We start from the raw sequence: 20,238 nt of genomic DNA, 5'->3' as shown, positions 1-20,238 counted from the left end.
CGCGTGCCGTCGCCCTGCCGCGACACGCCCGAGATGCAGCTGCCGCGATCGCTGCAACCTGGCACGGGGTCCCCGCCGATATGGAGGTAGACGGCGCATCCGGCGCCGCGCACCTCGAGGAGACCACCATGAAGCGCAAGCTCGCGATCGGCATCGGCGCCGCTCTCGCTCTGACGGCAGCCGGCGGCGCACCCGCCATGGCGGCCGAGACCGACTCGACCGTCTCGGTGCTGCACGCCGTGCCCGGCATCACCGTCGACGTCTTCATCAACGGCGAGGAGGCCATCAGCGACTTCGAGCCCGGCACCCTGACCGACCCGATGATGCTCGCCGCCGGCAGCTACGACATCCAGGTGTTCGCCGACGGCGGCACCCCCGACACGGCAGAGCCGGCCATCGAGGCGATGGGCGTCGCCGTGCCGGAGTCGGCCAACCTGACGCTCGTCGCGCACCTCACCGAGGGCGGCGACCCGACGCTCTCGGCGTTCGCGAACGACACCGAGGCGGTCGCCGCCGGACAGGCGCGCCTCACCGTGCGCCACCTCGCCGCCGCACCCGCGGTCGACGTGCGCGCGAACGGCACCGCCATCGTCGAGGGCCTCACGAACCCCGATGAGGCAGCGCTCGAGACCGCGGCGGGCGCCGTCTCGGCGGACGTCGTGCTCGCGGGCACCGACACCGTCGCGATCGGCCCGGCCGACCTCGACCTGGCGGAGGGCGCGAACAGCATCGTGACCGCCTGGGGCAGCGCCGAGGACGGCAACCTCGCCCTCGCGGTGCAGGTCGTGCAGGCGCACAGCGCGCCGAGCGGCGTGCCCTCGGGCCTGGGCGGCGCGGAGGACCAGCGCGCGCTGGCCATCTCGCTGCTGCTCGCCGGAGCGGTCGGCCTCGCGCTGATCGCCACGAAGACGCTGCGCCCCGCAAGGGAGCGCGGCTGAGCATGGACGCTGAGCGGGGGCTCTCGTCGCGCATCGCGCGGCGGGAGCCTTCCGTGCGTCCTGGCTCCCGCGGCGGTCGCGTGGCTACCGTGGCCGCCGCGGTCATCGCCGTCGCGGCGCTCGGGACCGGCGCCGTGCTGCTCGCGCAGCTGCCGTCGGCCCCGAGCGTCGCGCCGCAGCCGAGCGCCTCGCTCGGTGCGGACGCAGGAATGACGGAGCCGGCTGCGCCCAGCGCATCCGCCCCGCCGTCCGGCACGATCCCGACCGGCGTGGGCGTGCGCGACGCCTCGCCGCCCGCACCGGTCGCGGTCGACGCGCCGGCCGCGGTCCGCGTGCCGTCGGTCGACCTCGAGCTCGGGGTGGTCCCCGTCGGCGTGCGCGACGACGGCCAGATGGATGTGCCCGACCTCGTGCAGGAGATCGGCTGGTACCGCTTCGGCCCGGCGCCCGGCGCCGACACCGGCTCCGCGGTGTTCGCCGCCCACGTGGACAGCGACATCGGCAGCGCGCCGATGGCGTCGGTGCTGCGGGCGGCGGAGGGCGACGCGGTCGAGATCTCGACGGCCTCCGGCGCAGAGCTGCGCTACCGCATCACGAGCATCGAGCAGGTGTCGAAGGACGAGCTGCGGCTGGACGCGCTGTTCGCCCGCGACGGGGAGCACGTCGTGCGCCTCGTCACCTGCGGCGGCGAGTGGGACGCCGCCGCGGGCGCCTACGAGGACAACATCGTCGTCACCGCTGTCCTGGACGCGCCGTGAGGCGCATGGCCCGGTGATACCGTCTGGCCGTGGACGACGGAGTGACGGATGTCGAGCGGCTGTCGCTCGCGTTCGCGGCCGACGCCTCCCCCGAGACGCTGCGCCTGGCGTACGAGCGCTGGGGCGGCATGGTCTACGCGATCGCCTGCCGGGCGATGGCCCCGCACGATGCGGAGGATGTGGTGCAGCAGACCTTCGTCTCCGTGTGGCGCTCCCGCGACGCGTACGACGCCGCGAACGGGCCGCTCGGCGCCTGGATCATCGCGATCGCCCGCCGGCGCATCGCGGACCACTACCGCAGCCGGGCCGCCAAGGAGCAGGCCTTCGACCCCCACGACCTCGCAGAGCGCCTCGAGCGCGGTGAGGGCGACCCGGTGCTCGACGCCGTGGCCGACGCGCTCACCGTCCAGGAGGAGCTCGAGCGCATCGGCGAGCCCCAGCGCACCATCGTCCGGCTCGCGGTGCTCGAGGACCGCTCGACCGCCTCGATCGCCGAGGCGCTCGACATGCCGATCGGCACCGTGAAGAGCCACTTGTCGCGAGCGCTCCGAAGACTCAGGGAGAGATGGGAGGACACCCATGCAGCACCTGTCGACTGACGCGCTCACCGCGCTCGCGCTGGGCGAGTCCGACGCGAGCGCCGAGCACCTCACGACCTGCGCGCACTGCCGAGCGGAGGTCTCGTCGCTCCGCGTCGCGGCCGACCGCTTCCGCGCCGCCGACGTCTCGCCGGTCGAGCCGCCCGCAGCGGTCTGGGACCGGATCGCCGCCGACATCGCCGCCCTCGACGAGCCGGTTCCCGCCCCGATCGGGCAGCCGGCCGCGCCCTCGACCCGCGCCTCGGCGACCCGCTCGCCCGACGTGGCCCGCCACCGGCGATTCAGCGGCCGAGCGCTCATCGCCGCGTGCGCGGCCTCCGCGGTCGTCGCGGCGAGCCTCGCCGTGCTGCTCGTGACGCAGCTCGGCGGCGGCCCCCGGTCGACCGACGTCGCGGGCGCCGTGCTCGAGCCGCTCGGCTCGAGCGTCGCACCCGCTCGCGCCGAGGTGATCGAGCGCGACGGCCAGCGCCTGCTCGTCGTCGACGCGGATGCGCTGCCTACCGTCGACGGGTACCTCGACGTCTGGCTGCTCGACGCGGACGCGCAGCAGATGGTGAGCCTGGGCGTCATGGACGCGGCCTCGACCGAGCTCGCGCTGCCCGCAGACCTCGACCTCGCGGCGTTCCCGGTCGTCGACGTCTCGGTCGAGCCCTACGACGGCGACCCGACCCACTCCGGCGACAGCATCTGGCGCGGCGCGCTCGAGCTCTGACTCAGCGGTGCGGCCACTCCGCGAGCGCGGCATCGATCCGGCGGCGGGTCACCGCGCTCACCGGCTCGACGAGCTCGAGCAGCGGCTCGACCGGCGCGCTCGGATCAGCGGCTGGCCCCCGGGCGGTCGCGCGGCGTGATCGCGCGGCGCTGGAGCGTCCCGCGGCGCCCGACGCCGGGAACCGCCACGTGCCGACCGCTGCGCCGTCGACGACGACCATGGGCCGGAAGACACCGTTGCCGCCCGGCACGACCGCCGCCAGCACCGCGGGGCTCGCGACGAGCGACCGGTCGCGGTAGCCGAGCAGCAGCTCGTCGAAGCCCGGCACGAGCACGACGTCGGAGGACTCCCCCGCCGCGCCCGCGACGACGAGCATCTCTCGGCCCTCGACGAGCACGGCCTCGAGCCCCTCGATGCGGGCGAGCGACGCGCGCACGATCGCCTTCGGCAGCCCGAGCCACCACGCCACGTCATCGGGGTGCACGGGGCCGCGCGCCCCGACGAAGCGGCGGAGCGCCTCGTCGAGCGCACGCTCCGGCTCCGGGACCGAGGGGCGCGGCCCGCCGACGAGCAGCTGATCGCGGCCATCGAACGGGCCGAATCGCAGGATCCCGTCGTAGGAGCCGAGCGCGAGCAGGTGGTAGCCGCGACCGCCAGCCGTCGAGACACCGGCCGCCTCCCACGCGGCGAGCATCGCGGAGCGGAGCAGCGGCCCGTCCGCGAGCACCTCGACCAGCACGTCGGCCGCACGCTCGGCGGTCGCCTGGTCGATGCCGCGCACCTCGCACATCCGCCACTCCTGCCGGCGCATCCGCTCGGCCGTCCAGGCGTGCAGCACGGCGAGGTCGTCGGCCGCGGCGACGAAGAGCGTGCCGCGCATCGCCCACGAGCGCACGAGCCCGTCGTCGAACGCCGCGCGCACGTCGTCGAGCGTCGTCCCGGGCGTCGAGCGCGCCGCGATCGCGCGCAGCACCGCCGGCAGGTCCTGCCCCTGGAGGGCGACCGAATGGCGGACAGCCTCGAGCGGCGTGCGCGTCGAGCCGAGCCATCCGCCGGTGACGAGCCCCTGCGACACCATGCGCATCCGCCGCGCCTCGACCGCCGTCAGCTCCCGCACCCCGCCGACGCTACTCGCCCGCGCCCACGCGCCAGCACCGCGTGGGGACCCCTCCCACCCTCGGGGACCCGGTGCACCGGGTCCCGCTGGGAGGAAGGGGTCCCGCAGCCGTCGGCCGCGCGCGATCGGCGGTCAGTCCTCCAGCAGGCTCGTCACGAGCGCCGCGATACGGCTGCGCTCGCTGCGCTGCAGCGTGATGTGGCCGAAGAGGTCGTGCCCCTTGAGCGTCTCGATGACGCTCGCGACGCCGTCGTGGCGGCCGACGCGCAGGTTGTCGCGCTGCGCCACGTCGTGCGTGAGCACGACGCGCGAGTTCTGCCCGATGCGGCTCAGCACCGTCAGCAGCACGTTGCGCTCGAGCGACTGCGCCTCGTCGACGATCACGAACGCGTCGTGCAGCGAGCGGCCGCGGATGTGCGTGAGCGGCATCACCTCGAGCATGCCGCGCGCCGCGACCTCGTCGAGCACGTTGTCGCTCACGAGCGCGCCGAGCGTGTCGTAGATCGCCTGGCCCCACGGGTTCATCTTCTCGGCGGCGTCACCCGGGAGGTAGCCGAGCTCCTGGCCGCCGACCGCGTAGAGCGGGCGGAAGACGATGACCTTCTTGTGCAGCCTCCGCTCGAGCACGGCCTCGAGGCCCGCGGCGAGCGCGAGCGCCGACTTGCCGGTGCCGGCGGAGCCGCCGAGCGAGACGATGCCCACCTCGTTGTCGAGCAGCAGGTCGATCGCGAGCCGCTGCTCGGCCGAGCGGCCGTGCACGCCGAAGACCTCGCGGTCGCCGCGCACGAGCGAGACCTCGCCGCGGCGGGTGACGCGGCCGAGCGCCGAGCCGCGCTCGGACGAGATGACGAGGCAGGTGTTGATCGGCAGGTCGGCGACCTTGCTGGTCTCGAGCCGCTCGTCCTCGTAGAGCCGGTTGATCTGCTCGCCCGAGAGCGCGAGCTCCGCCGTGCCGGTCCAGCCCGAGTCCACCGCCTGCTCGGCGAGGTACTCCTCAGCCGGCAGGCCGATCGACGCCGCCTTGACGCGCATCGGCATGTCCTTCGAGACGATGCAGACGTCGAGCCCGTCGCCCGCGAGGTTCGAGGCGACCGCGAGGATGCGTGAGTCGTTGTCGCCGAGCTGCAGCCCGCTGGGCAGCACCTGCTGGTTCGAGTGGTTCAGCTCGACGCGCAGGCTCCCGCCGCCCTCCGTCGGCACCGGGAAGTCGAGCCGCTCGTGCGTGACCCGCAGGTCGTCGAGGTTCCGCAGCGCCTTGCGCGCGAAGTAGCCGATCTCCGGGTCGTGCCGCTTCTTCTCGAGCTCGGCGATCACGATCACGGGGATCACGACGGCGTGCTCGGCGAAGCGGTGGATCGCCCCCGGATCGGACAGCAGCACGCTCGTGTCGAGCACGTAGGTGCGCTGGCGGGTGTCGAGGCCCTCTGCCTCGGCGACGCCGCTCTGGGGGGTGGTGGCGAGTTCAGGCACGTGACGCTCCCTTGCCGACCCTGGGGTCGGTATCACGCGGCCGTCACCTCCGTGTTGCTCGCGGACGCGAAGGCCGCTCGCTGTCGGGCGGAACTGCCCGACAGGGCCGAATCTACGCTCGCCCCCGGCGCATCCGGCGATCCGACACACGCGGCCTCAGCCAGAGTTCACCGGATCGAAACCTGGGCTTCAGGTCGCCGCCCGGTCAGCGCCCGTAGCGCCGCTCGCGCAGCCCGTACGAGCGCACGGCGCGCAGGAAGTCGACCTCGCGCAGGTCCGGCCCGAGCGCCTCGACGAAGTAGAACTCGCTGTGCGCGCTCTGCCACAGCATGAAGTCGCTCAGCCGCTGCTCGCCGGAGGTGCGGATGACGAGGTCGGGATCCGGCTGGCCGGCGGTGAAGAGGTGCTCGGCGATGAGCTCGGGCGACAGGCGCTCGGCGATCTCGGCGACGCTCGCGCCGTCGGCGCCCTCGAGGATCTTGCGCACCGCCTCGACGAGCTCGTGCCGGCCGCCGTAGCCGACGGCCAGGTTCACGACGATGCCGTCCTGGTCCGCGCTGCGCGCCACCGCACCCTCGAGCGCCGCGACGAGCGGGCGCGGCAGGCCGCGGGTGTCGCCGACGTGGCGGATGCGGCGGCCGGGCAGGCGCGACAGGTCATCGGCGAGCTCGGCGATGATCTCGCACAGCTCGCCGAGCTCCTCGCCGCCGCGGCCGGTCAGGTTGTCGCGCGACAGCAGGTAGAGCGTCACGACCTCGACGCCGATCTCAGCGCACCAGTCGACGAACTCCCGCAGCTTCGCGGCGCCGGCGCGGTGCCCGTGGCCCGCGCTCTCGAGCTTCTGCTCCCGGGCCCAGCGGCGGTTGCCGTCGATGATCATGGCGATGTGCCGAGGCACCGCAGTGCGCTGGAGGTCGCGTCGCAGCCGCCGCTCGTAGTAGCGGTAGACGAGCCGTGATCCCGGCGAGCTGCGCAGTCGCACCCGTCGAACCTACCGGGCGCTCGTCCCCCACGTCGGCATCGGCATGCTCGACGCGGTACTGCGTACGCCGTACGCTGTCGTCATGGCACTGCAGTCCGAGCCGGCAGGCGCGTCGTCCGACCGGCCCTCCCCCGAGGTCCGGGTCAGCGACCCGTCCTCCGCGCACCTCCCGCTCATCGAGGCGGCCGGCGACTCGATCGTCGAGGCCGCCGTCGAGCAGAAGCCCACGTGGCGCGGCTGGATCCACGCAGGGACGGCGCCCCTCGCGCTCATCGCCGGCATCGTGCTCGTGGTGATCGCCGACGGCGCGACCGCGAAGGTCTCCACCGCCGTGTACGCCGCATCCAGCCTGCTGATGTTCGGCGTCTCGGCCGTCTACCACCGCTTCCACTGGCAGGAGCGCACGCGCGTGCTGCTCAAGCGGCTCGACCACGCCAACATCTTCCTGCTCATCGCGGGCAGCTACACGCCCATCGCGCTGCTGACGCTGCCGTCGCCCACCGACTGGATCCTGCTCACGGTCATCTGGGCCGGCGCCGTGCTCGGCATCGCGTTCCGCATCTTCTGGCTGCACGCGCCCCGCTGGCTCTACGTGCCGATCTACCTCGCCCTCGGCTGGGCCGCCGTCGCGTTCCTGCCGCAGATCTGGTCCGCGAACGCGATGACCGCGGCGCTCGTGATCGCAGGCGGGCTCGCCTACACGGTCGGCGCCATCGCCTACGGGATGAAGAAGCCGAACCCGTTCCCGGGCCGCTTCGGCTTCCACGAGATCTTCCACGCCTGCACGCTCGTCGCGTTCCTGTGCCACTGGACGGCGATCATGCTCGTCGCCGTCGCGCCGCCGGCCTGACGCCGCGCGCCGCGTTCACAGCGATCCTGCGGCGCACCGCCCTAGCGTCGCAGCATGCGCCTCGCTCGAACCGCCGCCGTGGCCGCAGCGGCGCTCGCCGTCCTGACGATGAGCGGATGCATCATCCTGGCGCCGCCGCTGCCCACCCGGCAGCCGCAGCAGCCGCCCTCGCAGACCCCGCGTCCGTCGGGCGAGCCGCAGATCGAGGTGCGGCCGGTCGAGCCGGACGCACCGATCACGACGACGGACGAGACGGCCGCCGACACCGGCGAGCTCTACGCCGGCTCGCAGGGAGAGACCGTCGACGGGTACTTCCCGGATGCCGCGCTCGACCTGGTGCTCGAGCCGACGCGCGGCACGGCCAGGGTCGCGCCAGGCATCGCGATGCCGGCGCACGACGGCGGCGACGAGCTGCTGGCCGGCACGCCGCACACGGCCGACGCGAGCCTGCTGCTCACGACCGTCGGTCGGCTCGTGCTCGAGGCGGACGACGCCGAGTACACGTGCAGCGGCACGGTCATCAACAGCGAGTCCGGGCTCGTCGTCGTCACGGCCGCGCACTGCGTCTTCGACGACGAGACGCGCGACTACTACGACCGGATCACCTTCGAGCCGGGCTACGAGCGCGGCGACGCGCCCTTCGGCACCTGGGAGGCCGAGCGCTGGTGGGTGCCTGACCAGTACCTCGAGTCGAACGACCGCTGGCTCGACGGCGCTGACGACGACGGCTGGATGGGCTTCGACTTCGGGTTCGTCCGCTTCGCGCCGCAGGGCGAGACGACGCTCGAGGACGTCGTCGGCGGACAGGGCGTGAGCTTCACGGCCGAGACGAACGGCGTGGTGATCGCCGGCTATCCCGGCAACGACGCGTTCGACGCGGAGGTGCTGCGCCACTGCGCCGAGGACGAGCTCGACTACGGCGCGGGCGGCGACGCGAACTACGGGGCGGACTGCGAGATGGGCGACGGCGCCTCGGGCTCAGGCTTCGTCTCGAACCTCGATCCGCAGACGGGGGCCGGGCACATCACCGCGGTCTACTCGAACGGCGGCGAGACGGGCGCCTATGGGCCGCCGCTCGGCGCCACCGCCTACAACGGCTTGCGCACGCTCGACGACTGACCCGCGCGCCTCCACCCGCTCGTCGAGGAGCAGCCGAATGCCGCTTCCCACCCGCTCGTCGAGTAGCAGCCGAAGGCCGCTCCCCCACGCTCGTCGAGTAGCAGCCGAAGGCCGCGTATCGAGACGATCCGCAGACGAAGGAGAGTGATCTCGATACGCGGCCGGACTCCGTCCGGCTGCTCCTCGATCAGCGGGAGGTGCCCTCGTTGTCGGCGTCCTGCAGCTGGCCGAACGCGCCCTTCCTCGGCGCGGTCTTGGCCGCCTTGTCGGCGGCGCGACGCTGCTCGCGGTTGCCGCCCGCGCCCTTCGGCTTCCCGGCGACCGCCGGGTTGCCGGAGCGCTGGCGCGCCTTGTCGGTCGCCGCGCCGAGCTCCTTGCCCCGCGCGTCGTGCACCGACGCCTCGCCGTCCTCGTCGGGCGCCGAGTAGGTGAGCGCCTCGGGGCTCTCCTCCTCCGGCTCCTCGAGCCCGCCGCCCTCGATCGCCGGCGCCTCGGGGCTGGTCCCCTGCTGCACCTTGACCTCGAGGTTGAACAGGAACGAGATCGACTCCTCGCGGATCGCCGACATCATCTGCTGGTAGAGCGCGAAGCCCTCGTTCTGGTACTCCACGACCGGGTCGCGCTGCGCCATCGTGCGCAGTCCGATGCCCTCGCGCAGGTAGTCCATCTCGTACAGGTGGTCGCGCCACTTGCGGTCGATGACCGACAGCACGACGCGGCGCTCGAGCAGGCGCATCGCGGGCGAGCCGAGCGACTCCTCGCGCTTCTGGTACGCGATCTTCGCGTCGGAGACGAGCTGCTCGTACAGGAAGTCGGCCGTCAGGCGCGGCTGCGCCTCGGCGACGACCTCGTCGATCGTGATGCCGACGGGGTAGATCTGCTTCGCCTCGGTCCACAGCGCCTCGAGGTTCCACTCGTCGCTGTCGTTGCCGACCGCGTGGTCGGAGACGAGCGAGCGCAGCGTGCCCTCGAGGAAGCCCTGCACCTTGCCCTCGAGGTCGTCGCCGTCCAGGATGTGCCGGCGGTCGGAGTAGATCGCCTCGCGCTGGCGGTTCATCACGTCGTCGTACTTCAGCACGTTCTTGCGCATCTCGGCGTTGCGCGACTCGATCTGCGCCTGCGCGGTGCGGATCGTGCGGGAGAAGATCTTCGACTCCAGCGGGATCTCGTCCTCGTCGGCGTCGACGGCCATGAAGCGCTCGGCGACGGAGCCGCCGAACAGGCGCAGCAGGTCGTCCTGCATCGAGAGGTAGAACCGGCTCTCGCCCGGGTCGCCCTGGCGGCCCGAGCGGCCGCGCAGCTGGTTGTCGATGCGGCGCGACTCGTGGCGCTCGGTGCCGAGCACGTAGAGGCCGCCGGCCTCGATGACCTTCGCGGCCTCCGCCTCGACCTCGGCCTTGACCTCGGCGAAGACGCCGTCCCAGCGCTCCTCGTACTCGTCCGGCGTCTCGGAGGGGCTGAGCCCGAGCTCCTGCATGCGCGTGACGGCGAGGTGCTCGGCGTTGCCGCCGAGCATGATGTCGGTGCCTCGACCGGCCATGTTCGTGGCGACGGTGACGGCGCTGACGCGGCCGGCCTGCGCGACGATCGCGGCCTCTCGAGCGTGGTTCTTGGCGTTGAGCACCTCGTGCTTGACGCCGGCCTTCGCGAGCAGGCCGGAGAGGTACTCGCTCTTCTCGACGCTCGTCGTGCCGACGAGCACGGGCTGGCCGGCCGCGTGCCGCTCGACGATGTCGTCGACGACGTGCTTGAACTTGCCCTCGACCGTCGCGTACACGAGGTCGGACCTGTCGGCGCGCTGCACCGGCTTGTTCGTCGGGATCGGGACGACGCCGAGCTTGTAGGTCGCCATGAACTCGGCGGCCTCGGTCTCGGCGGTGCCGGTCATGCCCGACAGCTTGTCGTAGAGGCGGAAGTAGTTCTGCAGGGTGACCGTCGCGACCGTCTGGTTCTCGGCCTTGATCTGCACCCCCTCCTTCGCCTCGATCGCCTGGTGGATGCCCTCGTTGAAGCGGCGGCCCTGCATGATGCGGCCGGTGTGCTCGTCGACGATGAGCACCTCGCCGTTCATGACGACGTAGTCGCTGTCGCGCTTGAAGAGCGCCTTCGCCTTGAGCGCGGTGTTGAGGAAGGAGATGAGCGGCGTGTTCGCCGACTCGTAGAGGCTGTCGATGCCGAGCAGGTCCTCGACCCGCTCGATGCCGGGCTCGAGCACGCCGACGGTGCGCTTCTTCTCGTCGACCTCGTAGTCGACGTCCGGGCGGAGCCGCTTGGCGATGCGCGCGAACTCGCCGAACCAGCGGTTCGCCTCGCCCGCCGCCGGGCCGGAGATGATGAGCGGCGTGCGGGCCTCGTCGATGAGGATCGAGTCGACCTCGTCGACGATCGCGAAGCCGTGGCCGCGCTGGACCATCGCCTCCTTCGAGTGCGCCATGTTGTCGCGCAGGTAGTCGAAGCCGAACTCGTTGTTCGTGCCGTAGGTGACGTCGGCCTCGTACTGCTCGCGCCGCACCTCCGGCGTCTGGCCCGAGATGATGCATCCGGTCGTCATGCCGAGGGCGCGGAAGACGCGGCCCATCAGCTCCGACTGGTAGCTCGCGAGGTAGTCGTTCACCGTGACGATGTGCACCCCGTCGCCCGTGATGGCGTTGAGGTAGGCGGCGATCGGGGCGACGAGCGTCTTGCCCTCACCGGTCTTCATCTCGGCGATGTTGCCGAGGTGCAGGGCAGCGGCACCCATCACCTGGACGTCGTAGGGCCGCATCCCGAGCGTGCGCTTCGCCGCCTCGCGCACCGCGGCGAACGCCTCGGGCAGCATGGCGTCGAGCGGCTCGCCGTCGGCGTAGCGCTGCCGGAACTCCGCGGTCTCGCCCGCGAGCTCCTCATCGGTCAGATCCTCGAACGCGTCCTCGAGCGCAGCCACATCCGCGGCGATGCGCTCCAGACGGCGCCGCAGCCGGCCTTCGCCGGCTCGGAGCATGTTCTCGAAGAAGTTGGCCACGAGGAATGCCTCCCGTGAGGTAGGGGTTCGGTCACGGTCCGTTGACCGACTGCTCATCGTAGCAACGCGCCACGAGCGGCACCCCAGAGCCATCTGGGGTGCCGCTCTGCGCGGTCAGGACGCGGCGCGCTCGCTCTCGCTGTCGGCCACGACACGGGCCTCGGTGCCGTCCTCGGCGGCCTCGTCGTCGAGGGAGATGACGCCGTAGGACCAGCCCTTGCGGCGGTAGACGACGGCGCACTCATCGGTGGCCTCGTCGACGAAGAGGTAGAAGGGGTGCCCGACCAGCTCCATCTGGTCGACGGCATCACGCACGCTCATGCGCTTGCCGGGGAACCGCTTCTCGCGGATCACCACGGGCGACCACTGGTTCTCGGCCTCGGGCTGCTCCTGGGCGACGACGGGGATCGCGCCGGTCGCGACGGCCTCGACGAGCGCTGGGTCGGCCGGGGTGACGGCGACCTGCTCGAAGCCGGTGACGGCGGCGTCGCGGAGCGGCGTGCGCCGGCGGGCGCTGTGGTCGTGGCGCTTGTCGTGGGCACGGCGGGCGCGCTCCATGATGCGGTGGAAGGCGGAGTCGAACGCCATGTACTTGTCGGGGCCGTCGGCCTCCGAGCGGATGATCGAGCCGGGGCCGTGGACGGTGATCTCGACCCTGCCGCCCGCGATGGCGGCGTGCGGATCCGCGTGTCGGGTGAGCTTGACATCGAGCGCCGTGGCCCGCGGGAGGAGCTGCGTGACCTTCGCGAGCTTCTCCTCCGCATATGCGCGGAACCGGTCTGTGATGTCTGCGCCCTTGGCGCCGAACGTGATGTCCATCGTGGCCTCCCGTTGGTCGGCGTCGGCGCTGCGGCGTGCAATGCCGACGTGCGTGGCCTGCACTCTACCCCCGGGCGCCGTGCGTCGGCTCACCTCCCCGGAACCCGCTTGGGCGTGCGCGCGACCGCGACGATCGCGACCGGCCGGCACCCCGCCGCGCGCAGGGCGCGCACCGCCTCACGCGCCGTCGAACCGCTCGTCACGACGTCGTCGACCACCACGACCGCGCGGCCCTCGAGCCGGCGCGCCGCGCTCGACGGCAGTGCGAGCGACCCCACCGCGGCGACCCGCCGGGCCTCGGCGGACCGCTGCTTCTGCGCGCCGCCGCCCCGGATGCGCCGCAGCGGCGTCGCGCGCAGCCCGGCCGCGCGCAGCACGAGCACGACCGGGTCGAAGCCGCGCCGCCGCATCCCAGCGCGGCTCGACGGCACGCGCACGAGCGCCCCCGCCGGTGCGGCGGCGATCGCGAGCACGAGCCCCGCGCCCAGCGCCCGCGCCTCCGCTCGGCCCCCGCGCTCCTTGCACGCTGCGACGAGCTCGCGCACCGGTCCCTCGTAGGGGGCCGCGGCGAGCAGCGGCACGCCGTCGAGCGCCTCCCGCAGCGGTCCGCCGCGCAGCGCCGCCGAGCACGCGCCGCAGACGGCGACGTCGACCGCGCCGCAGCCGGCGCACGCGACGGGCCACAGCACGCTCGCCGCCTCGCGGAGGGCCGCGGCGATCGACCCCCGGCCCGCCGCCGCTCGCGCCTGCATCCGCATGGCCCCATGATGCGGGCGGAGGCGTCGCCGTGCTCGTCGACGAGGGGCGCCTGTGGACGGCGCTACTGCTGCGTGGCGATGAGCGAGATCGGGCCGAGGCCGTCGGCCGCGGTCCAGACCCGGCCGCGCTGCGAGAGCAGCGAGCCGTCGGCGCCGAGCGCGCGGAGCGTGGAGGTGCCCTCGCTGCCACCCACGAGCGCCTGCACCGGCACGCCGGGCTGCGGCAGCTGCTCGGAGTCGCCGCCCACGACGAGCGTGGCGATCTGCGCCTGGTCGCCACCCGCGGCGAGCACCGCGATCTGCGTCGGCCCCGACCACGTCACGTCGGTCGCGACGCCGTCGAGCAGCGGCAGGGGGTACGGCTCGCCGAGCGAGGCGGGCCTCCCCTCGGCGTCGCGCACGATGGCCGCGACGAGCACCTGGCTCGCGTCGCCGTCGACCGTCACGATCGCGAGCCGCGAGCCGTCACGGGCGAGCTCCATCGCGGTGATGCGGCCGGTGCCCTGCGGCAGCCCCAGCTCGACCCGCTCGCCGTCGCGCCACGCGAGCAGCCGCTGCGGGGCCGAGCGCTCCTGCAGCAGCACCCAACCGCTGTCGTCGACGGTGCCCACCGATGCCGCGTCGGCGGAGATCGTCACGGGATCGGCGCCCGCCTCGATCCAGACCGCGGTCGTGCCGGTGTGCGCGACGCCGCCCTCGGCACCGACGGTGTAGCTCGTCGCACCGATCGCGCTGAGCGTCTGCCCGACGTCCTCGATCGTCGACGCCCCCGCCCCGATCGGGCGCAGCGACGTGCCGTCGAGCACGAGCGGACGCGGATCGACGGCCCCGAGGTCGATCGGCGGGCTCGCGGCGCTCGATGCCGAGAGGTCGGGATTGCCGCTGACCTCCACGACGACCTCGCGCACCCCGACCGTGCGCAGGGACAGCGCGAGCTGCTGCGAGAGCGCCTGCAGGCTGCCGGGGCCGAGCTGCTGGATCTGCGTGGCGTCGACCGTCACCGTCATGGTCGTGCCGTCGACGCGCGGCTCGCCCACCCGCGATGCGTCGGCGGCGCCCGACGTGACGACGGCCGGCGACAGCCAGGTGGAGGGGCCGTCGAGCAGCGCGTCGATGATGCGCGACGGCAGCGTGGTCGCGGTGCGCTCGAACCAGCGCACCTCGGGCACCGAGCGCGTGGCGTCCGGGGTCATCCAGTGCAGCGCGTGCATGCGGAACAGCTCGGCGAAGTGGAAGCTCGACAGCACGATGCCGTCCGGCGCGGCCGCGATGCGCCACTGGCCGTCCTGCAGCAGCATCTCGAACTCGAGCATCCGGTCATCGCCCGGGCGCCGGAGCGCACCGCCGGCGTCGACCTCGGAGATGGCGGCCACGACGGCGGTGGCCTGCGTCTCGCTGCCGAACGAGACCTCCGGCGGGCCGGCGCGCACGATCACGCCGGCGTCCGGCTGCCAGCGCTGCGCCTCGTCGCGCGTCAGGAACTCCCGAGCGATCGAGAAGTCGTCGTCCGGGCTGATGCCCGCGCTCAGGAAGCCGAGGATGATCTGCTCCTGCGTCGCGCCCTCCTCGGGCTCCTGCGCGAGGAAGACGAGGCCGTTCTCCTGCTCGCTCACGTCGACCACGCCCTCGGTGACGGCGCCGGAGTCGGGGATGGCGACGCAGCCCGTGAGCACGAGCACCGCGGCGGCCGCGATGGCGGCGAGGGAGCGGATCATCGGTCGGCCTCCTCGGTCGCGGCGCGCGGAGCGGGGTCGACGAGCGCGATCTCGACCGTGGGCTCGGCGAGCGCCATCCCGGCGTCGTCGGCCGGCGCTTCGAGCACGTGCGGGAGGTGGGGCAGCTCGATCGCCTGCGTGTCGGCGGGCGGCAGCTCGATCGGCGACGACACGGCGTGCGCGCCGGCGCGCGGCAGGGTGAGGCGGAACGCCGTGCCCTCCCCCGGCCGCGACCAGACGTCGATCCATCCGCCGTGCAGGGCCGCGTCGTCGCGGCTGATCGAGAGCCCGAGGCCGGTGCCGCCCGTGCGCCGCTGCCGCGACGGGTCCGCGCGCCAGAAGCGGTCGAAGACGCGCGCGGCCTCCTCCTCGGTCATGCCGACCCCGTGGTCGCGGACGGCGATCGCCGCAGCATCGCTCGTCGAGTCGACCGTGACGACGACGGGCCTGCCCTCGCCGTGGTCGATCGCGTTGGCGAGCAGGTTCTGCAGGATGCGCCGGATGCGCCGCGGATCGACCTCGGCCTCGAAGTGCCCGCCGGGCGCGACGAGCCGCAGCTCGGTGCCGCGCTCCGCGGCGAGCGGCTCGACGGCCGCGAGCTCACCCTCGGCGAGCCGCACGAGGTTCGTCGGCTCGATCTCGAGCTGCGCGGCGCCGGCGTCGAAGCGGCTCAGCTCGAGCAGGTCCGCGAGCAGCTGCTCGAAGCGCTCGATCTGCGTGTGCAGCAGCTCGACCGTCCTGCCCGCGACCGGGTCGAACGAATCCCTCCGGTCGTGCAGCACGTCGCCGGCGAGCCGGATCGTCGTGAGCGGCGTGCGCAGCTCGTGCGAGACGTCCGAGACGAAGCGCTGCTGCACGGTCGACAGGGTCGCGAGCTCGTTGATCTGCCGCGAGATGGAGTCGGCCATGTCGTTGAAGGAGCGGCCGAGCTTGGCGATCTCGTCGTCACCGCGGACCGGGATGCGGACGTCGTACTCGCCGGCGGCGATCCGCGCGCTCGACGCGGCGGCCGCCTCCACGGGCCCGACGACCATCCGCGCGACGAACCAGGTGATGAGCCCGATGAGGCCGATGAGCGCGATGCCGCCGAGCATCATCGTCAGCTGCATGAAGCCGAGCGTCGCCTGCGTCGACTGCAGGCTCGTGAGCAGGTAGAGCTCGTAGCGGCCGGCGAGCGGCACGTCGACGGTGGTGCCGACGATGATGCCGGGCTCGCCGCCGGTCTCCGACGCGAGCCGCACCGACTGGTAGAAGGGCAGGTCGGCCGATGCGGCGACGGCGCTGCGCAGGTCGGCGTGCAGCAGGTCGGTGTCGAAGCCCTGCGACTGCACGTCGTTCATCTGCAGCAGCGTCGACGCCTGCGCCTCGGCCCGGAGCATCGCGTAGTCGGTGCTCGAGCGCGACGAGATGACGCCGGTGACGGCGTCGAGCGCGCGGTCCTGCAGCGCGTCGACCTCTCCGCTCGTCAGGCTCTGCGTGACGGCCTCGTCGAAGATCTGCTGCATGCCGGCGGTCGCGCGCACGGCCTCGACGAGGGCCTCGTCGCGGCGCGTCTCGAAGAGGTTCTCGCCCACGGACGCCGACATGTAGCCGAAGACGCCGACGAGCGCGAGCATCGACAGCAGCATGCTGAAGGCGACGACGCGCGCCTGCAGCGAGCGCCGCAGGAAGCCCGTCGCCCGCTCCCAGCTCCAGCGCCGCCCGGCCATGCGCGGCCTCAGGCCTGGGGTGCGCCGGCGCGATAGCCGACGCCGCGCACGGTCGTCACGACCACGGGGTTGTCGACGTCGCGCTCGACCTTCGAGCGCAGGCGCTGCACGTGCACGTTCACGAGGCGCGTGTCGGCCTTGTAGTGGTAGCCCCACACCTGCTCGAGCAGCATCTCGCGCGAGAACACCTGGCTGGGTCGCGACGCGAGGGTGACGAGCAGCTCGAACTCGAGCGGCGTGAGCGCGATCGGGTCGCCGCCTCGGCGCACCTGGTGGCCCTCGACGTCGATCTCGAGGTCGGCGACCTTGAGCACGCCGGCGTCGGCCTGCCGCTGCGGGCGCAGCCGGGTGCGCACGCGGGCGACGAGCTCCTTCGGGTTGAAGGGCTTCGTGATGTAGTCGTCGGCGCCGGACTCGAGGCCGACGACGATGTCGGTCGGGTCGCCCTTCGCCGTGAGCATGATGATGGGCACGCCGGACTCGGCGCGCAGCTCGGTGCAGATCTGGATGCCGTCCTTGCCGGGCAGCATGAGGTCGAGCAGCACGAGGTCGGGCTTCACCTCGTGGAACCGGTCGACGGCCGCGGCGCCGTCGGCGCAGAACTCGAGCTGGTAGCCCTCGCCGCTCAGCACGATGCCGATCATCTCGGCGAGCGCCGGGTCGTCGTCGACGACGAGGATCGTCTGCTCCGTCATCGCGGCCCCTTCCGCCGGCGCAGGCGGCGCGGCTCTCGTCAGACTAGCCGAGCCGACTGGATGCACGGCCCGGCCCGCCGCTCGCGAGCGAGCCTCAGGCCTCGAGGCCCTCATGGGTCTCGAGCCACTGCTCCTCGAGCAGGGCGATGCGCTCGTCGACCTCGGCGAGCTCGGCCTGGAGCGCGGTGAGCGCGTCGAGGTCGCCGTGGTCGACCACCTCGAAGCGGTCGAGCACGCCCTTGCGCTGCGAGGTCGCCTTCGCGAGCCGCCGGTCGAGGCTCGCCGCCTCCTTCTCGAGCGCGCGACGCTCGGCGCCGCTGAGCCCGGTGGGCGCCGCCTGGGCGTCGCCCTTGGCGTCGGCGCTCGACGCCTTGCCCACCGAGCCCTTGCCCGACATCGCCAGGTACGCATCCACACCGCCCGGCACGTGCTGCAGGCGCCCGTCGAAGATCGCGTACTGGTGGTCGGTGACCCGCTCGATGAGGTAGCGGTCGTGGCTCACGACGATGAGGCAGCCGGCCCAGGAGTCGAGCACGTCCTCCATCGCGGCGAGCATGTCGGTGTCGAGGTCGTTCGTCGGCTCGTCGAGGATGAGCACGTTGGGCTCGTCGAGCAGGATCAGCAGCAGCTGCAGGCGGCGGCGCTGGCCGCCGGAGAGGTCCTTGACGAGCGTCGACAGCTCTCCGGAGCGGAAGCCGAGCCGCTCGAGCAGCTGCCCGGGGGTGAGCTCCTTGCCGCCCGAGGCGTAGCTCGTCTTGAGGTTGGCGACCACGGTGCGCACGGGGTCGTCCTCGTGCTGCGCGAGCTCGGCGAGCTCCTGCGTGAGCTCGGCGATCTTCACCGTCTTGCCGGTCTTCACGCGGCCCGACGTGGGGCGGATGCGCCCGGCGATGAGCGCGAGCAGCGTCGACTTGCCGGCGCCGTTGCGGCCGAGCACGCCGGCCCGCTCGCCCGGCGCGATGCGCCAGGTGACGTCGTCGAGGATCGTGCGGCCGCCGAGCTCGACGGAGGCGTCGACGACGTCGACGACGTCCTTGCCGAGCCGCGTCGCGGCGAGCTGCGCGAGCTGGATCGGGTCGCGCACGGGCGGCTCGTCCTCGATGAGCTGCGTCGCGGCGTCGATGCGGAACTTCGGCTTCGCGGTGCGGGCGGGCGCGCCGCGGCGGAGCCACGCCAGCTCCTTCTTCATGAGGTTCTGGCGCTTCGCCTCGCTCGCCGCCGCCATCCGGTCGCGCTCGACGCGCTGCAGCACGTAGGCCGCGTAGCCGCCTTCGAAGGGCTCGACGAGCTGGTCGTGCACCTCCCACGTGCCGGTGCACACCGCGTCCAGGAACCAGCGGTCGTGCGTCACGGCGACGAAGGCGCCGCGACCCGACGCGTAGCGGGCGTTCAGGTGGTCGGCGAGCCAGGCGATGCCCTGCACGTCGAGGTGGTTGGTCGGCTCGTCGAGGAAGAGCACGTCCCAGTCGCCGGCGAGCAGCTGCGCGAGCGCGACGCGCCGGCGCTGTCCACCGGAGAGGTCACCGATGCGCCCGTGCCAGTCGAGGTCGCCGACGAGTCCCGCGAGCAGGTCGCGGATGCGCGCGTCGCCCGCCCACTCGTGCTCGGGCCGGTCGCCCACGATCGCGTGGCTGATCGTCGAGTCGGGGTCGAGGGTGTCGCGCTGGTCGAGCACGCCCACCTGCAGGCCGCCGCGGCGGGTGACGCGGCCGCTCGTGGGCTCGAGGCTGCCGGCGAGCACGCGCAGCAGCGTCGACTTGCCGTCGCCGTTGCGGCCGACGATGCCGATGCGGTCGCCGTCGTCGAGCCCGAGCGAGATGGATTCGAAGACGGTGCGCGTGGGGAACGCGACGCCGACCCGCTCGGCGCCCAGGAGATGAGCCATTCGTTCATCATCCCGCACGTGACGGCGGCGCCGGGCCGATCGGCCCCTTCCGCCGCGCATGCGCCGGTGCCATGCTCTCGGCACGACCCCTGCTCGGGGCAGCCGCGCAGGGCAGGTCGCGCCGCCGGTCGGCGCGGCGCGCACGCTGCCACGAGCTCGCGGCAGCGCATCCGGAGGATCGATCGATCGCAGGTGCCCGATGCCCGACTCCCGGATCCGGTCGCGCTGGCCGCTCCCTCGGCTCGGCGCGGCGGCCGTCGCCGTCGCGGTGCTGCTCGCGGGCTGCGCCGCCGCGGGTCCGAGCGAGACCGCCGCGCCCGCCTCCGAGCCCGCCAGTGCCGCGCCCGACGCGTCCTCGACCCCGCCCGCGGGCCAGCTCGTCGTGCTCGGCGACTCGATCCCCTTCGATGCCCCGCAGGACTGCCCGGGATGCACCGGCTTCGTCGACGCGTACGCGGCCGCAGTGGGCGAGGCGCGGGGCGGGGCCCCGGAGGTGCAGAACCTGTCGCGCCACGACGGCGCCCGGGTCGCCGACATCCTCGAGCAAGTGGAGCGGGGCACCGTCGACACGGCGCTCGCCGGCGCGCAGACCGTCATCCTCTCCGCTGGCTTCAACGACCAGCCGCCCTACTGGCAGCCCGATGCGCCGTGCGTCGGCGAGGTCGGGACCGAGGAGCAGGCGATCGACACCGTCATCGCGACGACGCCCGAGTGCATCACCGAGGCGACGGCGGCCGTCCGCGCCGACTACGCGCAGCTGCTCGCCCAGATCCGCGAACGCGCTCCCGACACCGAGATCATCACGCTCACGTCCTACAACGCCTGGACGGGGTGGGAGGCGCTCGACGCCCGCGGGCCCGAGGACTCGAGTGCGGCGCAGGACGTGATCGTCAGCGCGCTCGAGCAGTGGCGCGACGCCGTCTGCGCCGAGACGGAGGCGGTCGGCGGCACGTGCGTCGACCTGCTCGCGCCGTTCAACGGCGCCGACGGGCGCACCGCGGCCGGTGACCTGCTGGCGGACGACTACACGCACCCGTCCCAGCTCGGCAACGACCGCATCCGGGACGAGCTGCTGGCGGCCAGCGCACCCTGACGCGGGTGGGGCGCGCGC

Annotated in this window: 17 protein-coding genes; 7 read left to right on the top strand and 10 right to left on the bottom strand. The window is 73.2% G+C overall.

All coding sequences use genetic code 11. The features are described from left to right. The first annotated feature begins 128 nt into the window (after positions 1–128). The 4 genes from EDD26_RS08460 (at position 129) to EDD26_RS08445 (ending at position 3,007) form a co-directional block, all read left to right on the top strand. The gene (locus EDD26_RS08460; protein WP_123697316.1) at positions 129–938 is read left to right on the top strand and encodes a DUF4397 domain-containing protein; all 810 of its coding nucleotides are present in this window, start codon (positions 129–131) and stop codon (positions 936–938) included. A gap of 89 nt (positions 939–1,027) precedes the next feature. Next, entirely contained in the window at positions 1,028–1,696 is a 669-nt protein-coding gene (locus tag EDD26_RS08455; protein WP_170165588.1) for a class F sortase, read from the top strand. A 29-nt stretch (positions 1,697–1,725) separates the two neighbouring features. Then, positions 1,726–2,295 (top strand): RNA polymerase sigma factor, encoded by a 570-nt coding sequence (locus EDD26_RS08450; protein WP_123697314.1) that lies wholly within the window; start codon positions 1,726–1,728, stop codon positions 2,293–2,295. Beyond that, the gene (locus EDD26_RS08445; protein WP_123697313.1) at positions 2,276–3,007 is read left to right on the top strand and encodes an anti-sigma factor; all 732 of its coding nucleotides are present in this window, start codon (positions 2,276–2,278) and stop codon (positions 3,005–3,007) included. The genes EDD26_RS08450 and EDD26_RS08445 overlap by 20 nt, the downstream gene beginning before the upstream one ends. A gap of 1 nt (position 3,008) precedes the next feature. Here the strand turns inward: EDD26_RS08445 and EDD26_RS08440 are convergent, their stop codons facing one another. The 3 genes from EDD26_RS08440 to uppS form a co-directional block, all read right to left on the bottom strand. Next, complete coding sequence (locus EDD26_RS08440) at positions 3,009–4,124, bottom strand: winged helix DNA-binding domain-containing protein (protein ID WP_123697312.1); 1,116 nt, start codon at positions 4,122–4,124, stop codon at positions 3,009–3,011. 132 nt (positions 4,125–4,256) lie between these two features. Then, complete coding sequence (phoH2, locus tag EDD26_RS08435) at positions 4,257–5,594, bottom strand: RNA 5'-3' helicase PhoH2 (protein WP_123697311.1); 1,338 nt, start codon at positions 5,592–5,594, stop codon at positions 4,257–4,259. 205 nt (positions 5,595–5,799) lie between these two features. Beyond that, positions 5,800–6,576: a polyprenyl diphosphate synthase gene (gene uppS, locus EDD26_RS08430; RefSeq protein ID WP_123697310.1), complete on the bottom strand. Its 777-nt coding sequence runs from the start codon at positions 6,574–6,576 to the stop codon at positions 5,800–5,802. Between the two features lie 82 nt (positions 6,577–6,658). On the opposite strand from uppS, the gene trhA reads away from it, so the two are divergent. Next, positions 6,659–7,426 carry a PAQR family membrane homeostasis protein TrhA gene (trhA, locus tag EDD26_RS08425; RefSeq protein WP_123697309.1) on the top strand — a complete coding sequence of 256 codons (768 nt, stop codon included), beginning with the start codon at positions 6,659–6,661 and terminating at the stop codon, positions 7,424–7,426. A 54-nt stretch (positions 7,427–7,480) separates the two neighbouring features. Then, positions 7,481–8,545 carry a trypsin-like serine peptidase gene (locus EDD26_RS08420; RefSeq protein WP_123697308.1) on the top strand — a complete coding sequence of 355 codons (1,065 nt, stop codon included), beginning with the start codon at positions 7,481–7,483 and terminating at the stop codon, positions 8,543–8,545. A gap of 187 nt (positions 8,546–8,732) precedes the next feature. Here EDD26_RS08420 and secA read toward each other — a convergent pair whose 3' ends face one another. The 7 genes from secA to EDD26_RS08385 all read right to left on the bottom strand — a co-directional run bounded on the left by secA (position 8,733) and on the right by EDD26_RS08385 (position 19,127). After that, on the bottom strand, positions 8,733–11,546 hold the full coding sequence (gene secA, locus EDD26_RS08415; RefSeq protein WP_123697307.1) for a preprotein translocase subunit SecA: 2,814 nt from the start codon (positions 11,544–11,546) through the stop codon (positions 8,733–8,735). A 114-nt stretch (positions 11,547–11,660) separates the two neighbouring features. Beyond that, on the bottom strand, positions 11,661–12,365 hold the full coding sequence (gene hpf, locus EDD26_RS08410; RefSeq protein ID WP_123697306.1) for a ribosome hibernation-promoting factor, HPF/YfiA family: 705 nt from the start codon (positions 12,363–12,365) through the stop codon (positions 11,661–11,663). Between the two features lie 89 nt (positions 12,366–12,454). Continuing rightward, positions 12,455–13,123 carry a ComF family protein gene (locus EDD26_RS08405; protein ID WP_211333847.1) on the bottom strand — a complete coding sequence of 223 codons (669 nt, stop codon included), beginning with the start codon at positions 13,121–13,123 and terminating at the stop codon, positions 12,455–12,457. A 62-nt stretch (positions 13,124–13,185) separates the two neighbouring features. After that, the gene (locus tag EDD26_RS08400; RefSeq protein WP_123697305.1) at positions 13,186–14,838 is read right to left on the bottom strand and encodes an LpqB family beta-propeller domain-containing protein; all 1,653 of its coding nucleotides are present in this window, start codon (positions 14,836–14,838) and stop codon (positions 13,186–13,188) included. After that, on the bottom strand, positions 14,835–16,547 hold the full coding sequence (mtrB, locus tag EDD26_RS08395; protein WP_123697304.1) for an MtrAB system histidine kinase MtrB: 1,713 nt from the start codon (positions 16,545–16,547) through the stop codon (positions 14,835–14,837). Before mtrB ends, EDD26_RS08400 begins: the two co-directional genes overlap by 4 nt. Positions 16,548–16,555: 8 nt before the next feature. Beyond that, a complete protein-coding gene (gene mtrA, locus EDD26_RS08390; protein ID WP_123697303.1) occupies positions 16,556–17,242 on the bottom strand; it encodes an MtrAB system response regulator MtrA in 687 nt (228 codons plus the stop codon). Between the two features lie 94 nt (positions 17,243–17,336). Further along, positions 17,337–19,127, bottom strand: coding sequence for an ABC-F family ATP-binding cassette domain-containing protein (locus tag EDD26_RS08385; RefSeq protein ID WP_123697302.1), 1,791 nt, complete (start codon positions 19,125–19,127; stop codon positions 17,337–17,339). A gap of 199 nt (positions 19,128–19,326) precedes the next feature. On the opposite strand from EDD26_RS08385, the gene EDD26_RS08380 reads away from it, so the two are divergent. After that, positions 19,327–20,220 (top strand): SGNH/GDSL hydrolase family protein, encoded by an 894-nt coding sequence (locus tag EDD26_RS08380; protein ID WP_170165586.1) that lies wholly within the window; start codon positions 19,327–19,329, stop codon positions 20,218–20,220. Positions 20,221–20,238 lie beyond the last annotated feature (18 nt).

It is taken from the genome of Agrococcus jenensis, from assembly GCF_003752465.1.
Classification (GTDB): domain Bacteria; phylum Actinomycetota; class Actinomycetes; order Actinomycetales; family Microbacteriaceae; genus Agrococcus; species Agrococcus jenensis.
This window is presented reverse-complemented; position numbering and strand designations above follow the sequence as displayed.

Bases quoted from the DNA above. Each gene is read 5' to 3' on its own strand.
- EDD26_RS08460 (WP_123697316.1), top strand. From the start codon at position 129: ATGAAGCGCAAGCTCGCGATCGGCATCGGCGCCGCTCTCGCTCTGACG.
- EDD26_RS08445 (WP_123697313.1), top strand. From the start codon at position 2,276: ATGCAGCACCTGTCGACTGACGCGCTCACCGCGCTCGCGCTGGGCGAG.
- trhA (WP_123697309.1), top strand. From the start codon at position 6,659: ATGGCACTGCAGTCCGAGCCGGCAGGCGCGTCGTCCGACCGGCCCTCC.
- EDD26_RS08420 (WP_123697308.1), top strand. From the start codon at position 7,481: ATGCGCCTCGCTCGAACCGCCGCCGTGGCCGCAGCGGCGCTCGCCGTC.
- hpf (WP_123697306.1), bottom strand. From the start codon at position 12,365: ATGGACATCACGTTCGGCGCCAAGGGCGCAGACATCACAGACCGGTTC.
- EDD26_RS08405 (WP_211333847.1), bottom strand. From the start codon at position 13,123: ATGCGGATGCAGGCGCGAGCGGCGGCGGGCCGGGGGTCGATCGCCGCG.
- EDD26_RS08400 (WP_123697305.1), bottom strand. From the start codon at position 14,838: ATGATCCGCTCCCTCGCCGCCATCGCGGCCGCCGCGGTGCTCGTGCTC.
- mtrB (WP_123697304.1), bottom strand. From the start codon at position 16,547: ATGGCCGGGCGGCGCTGGAGCTGGGAGCGGGCGACGGGCTTCCTGCGG.
- mtrA (WP_123697303.1), bottom strand. From the start codon at position 17,242: ATGACGGAGCAGACGATCCTCGTCGTCGACGACGACCCGGCGCTCGCC.
- EDD26_RS08385 (WP_123697302.1), bottom strand. From the start codon at position 19,127: ATGGCTCATCTCCTGGGCGCCGAGCGGGTCGGCGTCGCGTTCCCCACG.
- EDD26_RS08380 (WP_170165586.1), top strand. From the start codon at position 19,327: ATGCCCGACTCCCGGATCCGGTCGCGCTGGCCGCTCCCTCGGCTCGGC.